Consider the following 3005-nt stretch of genomic DNA (forward strand, 5'->3'; position numbering starts at 1 on the left):
CACATTGCCTAATCGGCTCGTCATGGCTCCGCTGACCCGCAATCGGGCGACGCCGAGCTCCAACGCGCCATTCGCCCTTCACGCGGAATATTATGCGCAGCGTGCAAGCGCCGGGTTGCTGATTTCGGAGGGATCGCAGATCTCGCCTCAGGGCCAGGGCTACATCCAGACTCCAGGGATCCACTCGGCAGAGCAGATTGCAGGCTGGCGCAAAGTGACGGACGCCGTTCACGCAGCAGGTGGACGTATTTTCATCCAGTTGTGGCACGTCGGACGCGTCTCCCACGTCTCGCTTCAGCCGAATGGCGGATCGCCCGTGGCGCCTTCCGCCATCCAGGCAAAAACCAAGACATTTCTCGAAACCGGATTTGCCGAGGTGTCGGCGCCGCGCGCTCTCGAAATCAAGGAAATTCAGTCGATCGTCCGCGATTACGAAACGGCCGCCCGCAATGCCAAGGAAGCCGGATTTGACGGTGTCGAACTTCACGCGGCGAACGGYTATCTGCTCGATCAATTCATGAAGGACGGATCGAACAAGCGCTCCGACGCCTATGGCGGATCGATCGAAAATCGCGCCCGGTTGACGGTTGAAGTGGTCGAGGCCGTTTTGAAGGTGTGGGACAAGAGCCGCGTCGGCATCCGCCTTTCGCCCGCAAAAGTGAACGACGCCGAAGATTCAGACCCGCAGGCCTTGTTCGGTTACGTCGTACAGCAACTCGACGCGCGCGGGATCGGCTTCATTCACATCATCGAAGGCGCCACCGGTGGCGCGCGCGACGCTGTCGACGTCGATTACCAAGCCTTGCGCAAAGCCTTCAAGGGCAAGTACATCGCCAACAACGGATATGACCGTGCGATGGCAGCCGAAGCGATTGCCAGCGGCCGCGCGGACATGGTGGCGTTCGGACGCCTCTTCATCGCCAATCCCGACCTCGTCGAGCGCTTCCGACAAGACACCCCGCTCAACGAGCCGAACCGGGCCACCTTCTATGGCGGCGGCGCCGAGGGATACACGGATTATCCGGCTATCGAAAAGGCTGCCTGACGAAGGTGTTCAGCACCCCTGACAGATGCCGCGTTTGACCTTTGCATCGATCGCGTCGCTCTTTCGCTTCATGATCTCGTCTCGCGACGCGGGGGAGATGGCGGAAGGTGCGACGGGTCGACGTCCGGGTGACGTGCCTGTGGCAAGCGGATCGGTCGGCCGGGTCTGAACGGCTGGCGGCATGGTCCCCGGCGTGGCCGAACTCGGCGGCGACGTGGTTGAACCGGCACCGGGGGCGGTCGTGGTCTGCGCCAGGGCCGGAAGTGCCAGCGTCGCGGCGCCGATGACGATCGAAAAAATGACAGTCCTCATTCCCAACCTCTCCCCGATTGCTACAAAGGGAACGCGGAAGAAGGACATCAGTTGCCTTCCGAGCGCCGCCATACCGTCAAGCTGACCGGAATTTTTGGATCGAGCACCTGGCGAGGGCCCGGCTTCAACCCCTCGTCCGTGAGAATTACTTCGGCCCGTTTCCCTTTTTCGCAGGCCGAGAAAAGTGCGATGCCCTTGGAGACGAACACGCCCTCGGCGCGGGAAAGATGGAAGGCGTCGTAGCCGGCGTCGAGAAAGAAATCGAAGACGCGGCGCCCGCCAGGCACCGCAACGCGGCCACCTTCCGGCAAGATGCGCTTGATCGCGTCTGCCCAGGGCACCAAATGCGGGTTCCACCACCACGCGTCGGCGCGTCGCTCCAACCCATCCGCGGCGGAGGAAAGCACCAGCCGAAGCCGGCCTTTGGCGTTGGGATTCGCTTCGTGCCCGAGGCGTCCCAGGACGAYGACGGCGGCCCGATCGAGCTCACTCTGGAAGTATGCCCAGTCGGCATCGTTGCGCAGGGAGGCGGGCGTGATGCCGTCCGCGTCCGCGATGTGGTCGTCATCGGAGACGATGGCGTAACCGTGGATTTCGATTGCACTCGGCTTTTTCATCAGGCGCCCTGCCCGAGCGATCGGCGGCTTTGGCCCCGATTCGGACGGTGTCAGTCATTCGTGGTCGCGCGGGCGAGCAAACCCGCCACGAGCCCACCGATAGCCGGAGCGATGATGAAAAGCCAGAGTTGCGACAAGGCTTGACCGCGCACAACGATCGCCGGACCGAACGAGCGGGCCGGATTGACCGAAACTCCAGTCACGTTGACGAAGACGATATGGATGATCGTGAGGGTCAGACCGATGATGAGGCCAGCGATGACCGCAAGCGACTCGATGCTGGTCGCCCGCAGGATCACGAAGACGAACAAGAACGTCCCGACGACTTCGACCGCCAGCGCCGCGCCCATCCCATAGCCGCCGAGGAAATCGGCACCCCAACCGTTCTGTCCGAGACCGTTCGCGGCGACGTCATATCCAGCGATTTTTCCGCTGACGATCGTCAGGAGAATGAAGGCGCCGACGGCGCCGCCGATGAACTGCGCGATGATGTAGGCAACCGCATCGCCGGTACTCATCCGGCCAGCGGACCAGACGCCGAGCGTAACGGCCGGGTTGATGTGGCATCCGGAAATCGGCCCGATCGCATAGGCCATGGCGGTGACGGCGAGGCCGAAGGACAAGGCGACAGGAAGAATACCGACAGGAAACGCGGACCCGTACCCTCCGATGACAAGCGATCCGCACCCCAACAACACGAGAACGGCCGTTCCAAACGCTTCCGCCAACCACTTGCCCATGAAATCCTCCATCGCGCCTTGCCGGACCGGCGGGGACAGAAACGAAGCAATTCCGGCTTTTCCGGTATGCCGCAAGGTACCACCTTCCGTATAGGACACAATGCATACAGGAAGCTGTTCGGGCTAAGAGCTTGGCCCTTGCCAGCTGAGGTTAGACATCGGATGAACGTCTCCTCGAAAAAAGCCGGAGCCAGTCGATGCGGATCGCTACGTGGAATGTGAACTCGATCAAGCAGCGGCTCGGCCATTTGGGGGATTTCGTCAAAAAGGAAGATCCCGACGTCCTTTGCC

4 protein-coding genes and 1 pseudogene are annotated in these 3005 nt (G+C 61.9%); 2 read left to right on the top strand and 3 right to left on the bottom strand.

Translation table 11 applies throughout. The features are described from left to right. Window positions 1-1045: alkene reductase (locus AC1DT3_RS16685; RefSeq protein ID WP_477466361.1), on the top strand; the 1045-nt coding region annotated here is incomplete at its 5' end. Window positions 1046-1054: 9 nt separating this feature from the next. Here AC1DT3_RS16685 and AC1DT3_RS16690 read toward each other — a convergent pair. From AC1DT3_RS16690 to AC1DT3_RS16700, 3 genes are read right to left on the bottom strand one after another with little or no spacing between them, the layout of a single operon-like run. After that, window positions 1055-1357, bottom strand: coding sequence for a hypothetical protein (locus AC1DT3_RS16690; protein ID WP_477466362.1), 303 nt, complete (start codon window positions 1355-1357; stop codon window positions 1055-1057). Between the two features lie 47 nt (window positions 1358-1404). Continuing rightward, window positions 1405-1974: a dihydrofolate reductase family protein gene (locus AC1DT3_RS16695; RefSeq protein ID WP_477466363.1), complete on the bottom strand. Its 570-nt coding sequence runs from the start codon at window positions 1972-1974 to the stop codon at window positions 1405-1407. A 50-nt stretch (window positions 1975-2024) separates the two neighbouring features. After that, a complete protein-coding gene (locus tag AC1DT3_RS16700; RefSeq protein ID WP_477466364.1) occupies window positions 2025-2714 on the bottom strand; it encodes an aquaporin in 690 nt (229 codons plus the stop codon). A 197-nt stretch (window positions 2715-2911) separates the two neighbouring features. Here AC1DT3_RS16700 and AC1DT3_RS16705 point away from each other — a divergent pair. Continuing rightward, a pseudogene (locus AC1DT3_RS16705) lies at window positions 2912-3005 on the top strand (exodeoxyribonuclease III); the annotation flags it as partial.

Source organism: Microvirga sp. P4_G7, assembly GCF_056401005.1.

Coding starts and splice junctions, on each gene's coding strand:
- AC1DT3_RS16700 (WP_477466364.1), bottom strand. CDS start 2,714: ATGGGCAAGTGGTTGGCGGAAGCGTTTGGAACGGCCGTTCTCGTGTTG.
- AC1DT3_RS16690 (WP_477466362.1), bottom strand. CDS start 1,357: ATGAGGACTGTCATTTTTTCGATCGTCATCGGCGCCGCGACGCTGGCA.